General features: G+C 67.6%; 7 protein-coding genes and 1 tRNA gene. 5 read left to right on the plus strand and 3 right to left on the minus strand.

Going from position 1 to position 5,998, the window contains the following annotated elements; translation table 11 throughout:
* The 3 genes from AC1DBQ_RS20840 to AC1DBQ_RS20850 form a co-directional block, all read right to left on the minus strand.
* Positions 1-514: SAF domain-containing protein (locus tag AC1DBQ_RS20840; RefSeq protein ID WP_476930324.1), on the minus strand; the 514-nt coding region annotated here is incomplete at its 3' end.
* 494 nt (positions 515-1,008) lie between these two features.
* A complete protein-coding gene (locus tag AC1DBQ_RS20845; RefSeq protein ID WP_476930325.1) occupies positions 1,009-1,260 on the minus strand; it encodes an FmdB family zinc ribbon protein in 252 nt (83 codons plus the stop codon).
* A 148-nt stretch (positions 1,261-1,408) separates the two neighbouring features.
* The gene (locus AC1DBQ_RS20850) at positions 1,409-2,047 is read right to left on the minus strand and encodes a 5-formyltetrahydrofolate cyclo-ligase (protein WP_476930326.1); all 639 of its coding nucleotides are present in this window, start codon (positions 2,045-2,047) and stop codon (positions 1,409-1,411) included.
* Between the two features lie 106 nt (positions 2,048-2,153).
* Between AC1DBQ_RS20850 and galU the strand changes: the two genes are divergently transcribed.
* The 5 genes from galU to AC1DBQ_RS20875 all read left to right on the plus strand — a co-directional run bounded on the left by galU (position 2,154) and on the right by AC1DBQ_RS20875 (position 5,995).
* The gene (gene galU, locus AC1DBQ_RS20855) at positions 2,154-3,071 is read left to right on the plus strand and encodes a UTP--glucose-1-phosphate uridylyltransferase GalU (protein ID WP_476930327.1); all 918 of its coding nucleotides are present in this window, start codon (positions 2,154-2,156) and stop codon (positions 3,069-3,071) included.
* A 5-nt stretch (positions 3,072-3,076) separates the two neighbouring features.
* A complete protein-coding gene (locus AC1DBQ_RS20860) occupies positions 3,077-3,697 on the plus strand; it encodes a GNAT family N-acetyltransferase (RefSeq protein ID WP_476930328.1) in 621 nt (206 codons plus the stop codon).
* Positions 3,698-3,839: 142 nt separating this feature from the next.
* The gene (locus AC1DBQ_RS20865) at positions 3,840-4,838 is read left to right on the plus strand and encodes a hypothetical protein (RefSeq protein WP_476930329.1); all 999 of its coding nucleotides are present in this window, start codon (positions 3,840-3,842) and stop codon (positions 4,836-4,838) included.
* A gap of 120 nt (positions 4,839-4,958) precedes the next feature.
* On the plus strand, positions 4,959-5,876 hold the full coding sequence (locus AC1DBQ_RS20870) for an SDR family oxidoreductase (protein WP_476930330.1): 918 nt from the start codon (positions 4,959-4,961) through the stop codon (positions 5,874-5,876).
* A gap of 46 nt (positions 5,877-5,922) precedes the next feature.
* Positions 5,923-5,995, plus strand: a tRNA-Ala gene (locus AC1DBQ_RS20875).
* Positions 5,996-5,998 lie beyond the last annotated feature (3 nt).

The raw sequence follows: 5,998 nt of genomic DNA on the forward strand, positions 1-5,998 counted from the left end.
GTGGGTAAGTGGGTAACCACTGGCCCGTCTTGCCGCCCTGCACGGAGGTCCAAAGTACAGGGACGGCTTGGGCCAGGATTTGGCCTTCAGCGGCTTGTTCGAAGCCGCTGCCGACGGTGAGCACCACGTTGACGAGTTGTCCGGGGGAGAGCAGCCGGATCGACGCAGGATCCGCCATCCTGAGCGGTACGGCCGCGGAACCGGGTGGGCTTCCGGCCAGCAGGCCCGGGCCAAGGATCTGGGAGTCGGTGAGGAGCTGGCCCTGGCGCAGCGGTGCGGCCAACTGTTTGCCCTCGAACGCGTTTTCGCCGCTCGGGCTGCCGGCCGGCACTAGCCCRGGCGGGATGCTGATCATGCGGACATCGCCGGGTTCCAGGGTCTTTCCGGCGGGAAGATCCGCTGCGGCTGCGAACGCAGTGACGGTGTCGGCGGGCGCAGGAGTTAATTGCTGAACAGTCAGGCCAGCGGCGATGCACAACATGAGCGCCGCAAGTAGCCGGCGGTACCGGTTCAACCAGTTGCTCAGGGTGCGCCGCGGCGGCCTGCCGCGCGGCAACCGCTGCCGGGGCGACTTCCCGGGCCGGGGGTGATTCCGGGTGGAGCTGCCGGCAGRAGGAAGCTGGCCGCCGGAGCGGATCCCGGCGCGTGCCCAACTGGCGGGCATCACGCCGGKCCCGGGCCGGGGCGGCAACGAAGGGGCCCTGAAAGACGGCCAGGAAGCCGGGTTGAGTGAAGGTGCCATGGCCGCCACGCTACGGACTCTGGCATGCTCGCGGGAGCCGTGGAACTGCTTATGTGGATAACGGGAGGCAGGAAGAACTGTGTAGGCCGGGGCGTGCCGGCATTAGTGCGCGATTGCACGGCACGGGGGACTGCCCCGCGGTGCTGCCTCGGCAACGGTGTCTTTCGCGAACAACGCTCCAGGACGGCGGCGTGAGGCTACACGGACGGGTGCCGGTGCCATCCGGAAACGGTGCACCAGGGCTGCGCTGACGGCAGCCCCGGGACCTAGCTGGCGGYGGCCGGGGCAGGCGCCGMTGCGGGCGCTGCAGCAGGGGCCGGGGCAACCGTGCTGCCCTTGGCGTCGCGCGAATCGGTCCGGTAGAAGCCGGAGCCCTTGAACACAACGCCGACGCTGTTGAACTTCTTGCGCAGCGTGCCTTGGCACTCGGGGCAGGACGTCAGGGAGTTGTCGCTGAACGACTGCACGATCTCGAAGGCGTGGCTGCAGTCCTTGCAGGCATATGCATACGTGGGCACTGGAAATCCTCCTCTGGGACAAACGAGCAGGTCCCGTACTGTCGAGTCGGGACCGGTCGATATATCTGTCGATATACCTGTCGGCGGGTTCCGTCTTAGCAGTCGCAGTGCCTGAGTGCTAATTCTATCACCCCCGCAGGACCCCCGATCAGCGGAGCCGGATGATGCCGACCGGTGTCAGCGCCGCGTCGACCTTCCGGTCGAAGGACTCGGCGGGAATACTGCCCGCGGGCAGTACCTCCGTGTCGTAGACGACGGCGACGGTCGGCAGCGGTACGGCGTCGGACGCCCCGCCGGACGCGGACGAGCCGGACGCGGAGGACAGGGCGGCCAGGGTGGCAAGGAACTTGTCGTAGTAGCCGCCGCCTTGTCCGATGCGGTTGCCCGAGAAATCCACTGCAGTGGCCGGCAGGAAGATTGCGGTGGCGTCCAGCGTCACCGCGGTGCTGTGGCGCTCGCCAACAGGCTCCTGGATGGGGGCGAACCGGCTGCGGACAAACCCGGATTCCGGAGTCCAGTACACCCAGCTGAGTTCGAGCTCGGGTTCGCAGACGGGGAGGAGCACCCGGTGCCCGGCATCGACCAAGGCGGACAACAGCGGCAGCGTGGGCGGTTCGGCGCCCACGCCGAGATACGCGGCGAAGGTACCCCGGMGGCCGCCGGTCAGATCGGATGCCCAGTCGAGCCCGTGGCGGGCGATGCCTGCCGCTGCGGCATCGAGCGCGTCCAACGGGAGCGCCGCACGCCTTGCCCTGTGGCTGGAGCGTATTTCGTCTTTTKACGCCATGACTGGTCCGTCCTCTGCATCGTGCAGCCTGCTCCGCAACGTCAGGGGGCCCGCGGGGCAGKCGGAATAATTACGCAATKATTGGTCCCTCCGTTAGATTAGTCGAGTGAATACACCCAATGCTTCCGTCCGCAAGGCCGTCATCCCCGCCGCGGGCCTTGGTACCAGGTTTCTTCCGGCCACGAAGGCCATGCCCAAGGAAATGCTGCCTGTCGTTGACAAGCCGGCCATCCAGTACGTGGTCGAGGAGGCCGTGAATGTCGGTCTGAACGACATTCTGATGATCACGGGCCGCAACAAGCGGGCGTTGGAGGACCACTTCGACCGCGTTCCCACGCTCGAAGCCACCCTCCAAGCCAAGGGCGACACGGCCAAGCTCGAGTCCATCCAGGCCGCCAGCAACCTCGGCGACATCCACTACGTCCGCCAGGGCGACCCCATGGGTCTCGGCCACGCGGTCCTCCGGGCCAAGCAGCACGTCGGCCAGGAACCGTTCGCCGTGCTCCTGGGCGATGACCTTATTGACGCCCGTGATGAGCTCCTCAGCACCATGATCGAGGTCCAGGCCAAGACCGGCGGTTCGGTGGTCGCGCTGATCGAGGTGGACCCGTCCCAGATCAGCGCCTATGGCTGCGCCGACGTCGAGGCGATCGCCGGTGAGGAGTACGTCCGCGTCAAGCAGCTCGTGGAGAAGCCCGACGTCGAGGACGCCCCGTCAAACCTMGCGGTCATTGGCCGCTACGTTCTGCACCCGGCCGTCTTTGAAGTGCTTGAGCGCACCGCGCCGGGCCGCGGCGGCGAAATTCAGCTGACGGATGCGCTGCAGGAACTCTCCAGCGGCACCGGCGAGGGCTACGGCGTGTACGGCGTCGTCTTCCGCGGCCGCCGCTACGACACCGGCGACAAGCTCAGCTACCTCAAGGCCTGTGTCCAGCTCGCCTGCGACAGCGAGGACCTCGGCCCGGGCCTGCGCGAATGGTTGCCCGGCTTCGCGTCCAGCCTTACCCCCAGCCTCGCCAAGTAATTCCCGTGGGGGGCAGCTTCACCTGGCCGGTGACTCTGGAGAGTGGCGACATCGTGTTGCGCCCTATCCGGTATCGGGACCGGAAAGAGTGGACAGCGCTTCGGTCCCGCAACTGCGAGTGGCTGGCCCCCTGGGAGGCATCAAACCCGGTCCCCGGCGGCGGTCTGCCGGATTACCGGMAGATGGTGCGGTCGCTGAAGGCCCAGGCTGCACAGGCCACGGCCTTGCCGTTCGTGATCGCTGAATGGAGGCCCGGTCACGAGAAGCCTGTGATCGTGGGGCAGCTGACGGTGTCCTCGATCGTGTKGGGATCGGCCATGATGGCGACGTTGGGCTATTGGGTCGATCAGGACCGGGCCGGCCGGGGGATTGCCCCCACCGCCGTGGCCATGGCGACKGATTACTGCTTCGGAACCCTTGGCCTGCACAGGATGGAAATCAACATCAGGCCAGAAAACGGGCCGAGCCTGCGAGTGGTGGAAAAACTTGGGTTCCGAGACGAAGGATTCAGGCCCCGATACCTGCACATCAACGGTGAATGGGCCGACCACCGCACCTTCGCGCTCACGGCTGAGGAAGTGCCGGAAGGCCTTCTCGCCCGGTGGTTGCGGAGCCGGCCGGCGTGAGCCCGTGATAGCCGCCTGACCAGCCACTACGCCCCGGCCCGGACCAATTGCCGGCGCGCCCGCGACACACCCCTGACAATGCGGCCTAGCACCCCATATACCTCATACGGTTTTGAGTGTGGACTTCCCTCTTAGCAGCTCTGTGATCCTTGTCATTGCTGTTGCGCTCTGGATCGTGTGGGTGGCGCCCTACGTTCTGCGGAACGGGCGCCACCAGCTGCAGCCTGCAGGCGAATTCCTGGCGGACGTCATCGACATAGAACCAGCAGACCCACAAGCGGGGAAGGTTATGAAAATGGCGGCGCAGCAGGAGAAGCCCATGAACATCACCCGGCGCGCAGAACCTGCTGGCGACACCGTAGGGCCCGGGGATACGCCACGGGAAACACGCGGTGCAAGCCCGCTGCCCGCGGCCGCCTCCCCGGCGTTCAGGATTCGCTGGGGCCGGCTTGTGCTTGCGCTGGCCGGGATGCTCTCCCTGCTCACCGGCGTGGTGTCCGCGCTCCTTCGACTGTTCGGCGTCGGATCCGGCTGGCTGCCGGTGGCAGCCCTGGCGGGCGCCGTCGCGTCCGTGGCAATGCTCCGCCGTCTCGCTATCCGCGACCGCCGGCGGAAAATGAACGCCGCATTCCGTGCAGCCATGGGCAGCCCGGCGCACAGGCCTGTGCGGCCGTCGGTGCCCGAAGAGACCCCGTCCCTTCCTGCGGAGCGCCCCGGCGTGCGCCCCGAGAGTCCGCTCTTCGACGCCGAATCGGACCGATCCACACCGCAACCTTCGCCCAAGCCGCTCACCGCATTGGATCTCCGCCAGGCAGCCCTGGCCGAAGCGGCAGCCTCGGGCGACACCGCGGCAGCTGCGGCRGCCGCATCGACGGCACCTGCGGAAGGCGCCAGCTGGGAGCCCGTGGACGTTCCCAAACCCACCTATGTCGAAGCGCCGAAGGCCGAACGCGCGGCCCCCAAGCCGCTGGACCTGCCCCAGGCGCCGAAAGCGGTCGGCAAGCCGTCGCTCAAGCAGGCCTCGGCCCGGCCGGCCGTCTCCGATCCCCGGATCGCCGACGATCCTGCGACGAAGCAGCTCAGCAAGGCCCAGAGCGCGTTGAGCAACCTCGATGACGTTCTTCAGCGGCGACGCGCCTGACCCGTTCCGTTCTTCCGGAGTCTCCACCCCGGGCAGCCAGTGATGGCTGCCCGRGGTTTTTCTTTCCCCGCAGCGTCCCGGCAGGGAGCGCTGCACGGGCCGCTGCGGTAGCCTCTGGTCATGACAAGGATCTGCGTCGCCGGTGGAACCKGCCAAGTGGGCCGTGAGGTGGTGCGTCAGGCTCTCGACGCCGGGCATTCCGTGGCCGTGCTGAGCCGCCACCCGCCGGCGGMCGGCACCGCCGGCAGTACCACCGCCGATGGCATCGCCGCCGACACCATCACGGCCGGCACCATCGCGGCCGGCAGCGTCGGGGGAGCCGAGTACTTCCGCGCGGACGTGACGACGGGGGAAGGGCTCGCCGCCGCCCTGGCCGGTTCCGACGTCGTGATCGACTGCCTAGAGGGACGCTCCGGGAAAGCGCGCAAGAACTTCGCCGACGGCGGCGCGCGGCTTCTGGTCGCCGCCCAGGAGGCGGGCACGACCAGAGCCGTGATKCTCTCCATCGTGAATTGTGATCGCAGCAGCTATGCCTTCTACCGCTCGAAGGCGGCGAAGGAGCATGTCTACGAGCTGTCCGGGCTCGAAACGGCGGTAGTGCGGGCCACTCAGTTTCATTCGTTGCTGGCGATGATGTTCGGCGCCGGATMAAAGGTCAGGGTCATCCCCGTGGTGAGGGGCGCCCGGTTCCAGCCCGTCTCACCGTCCGACGTTGCTGCGGTGCTCCTGGAGGCCGCCCTGGAACCGGGACCGGATTCGGGGCACGGCTCGGCGCCGGAGCCGGCGACGGCACCTACGCCTGGACTGGCGCGCCCGCGGCACCGCGTGCTGACCATCGGCGGCCCGGAAGCCAAGGACATGGCCGACTTCGCCCGGGAATGGCAACGGGCCACCGGCGCGAAGGGCCATCTGGTGCGCCTGCCGCTGCCTGGGGCGATGGGCCGCTACCTGCGCGCAGGGCTCAATCTGGTGCCGGAAGCGCGACACGGCACCGAGACATTCCGTGGCTGGCTGGCAAACCACGCAGATAGTTTGTAGCCTAGGGACACCGGCAACGCCGTTCCGACAGGACCGGCGTTGCTTCGGGGCTATAGCTCAGTTGGTAGAGCGCTTCGTTCGCATCGAAGAGGTCAGGAGTTCGAATCTCCTTAGCTCCACAG

This window comes from Arthrobacter sp. 10T413_2 (assembly GCF_056394205.1).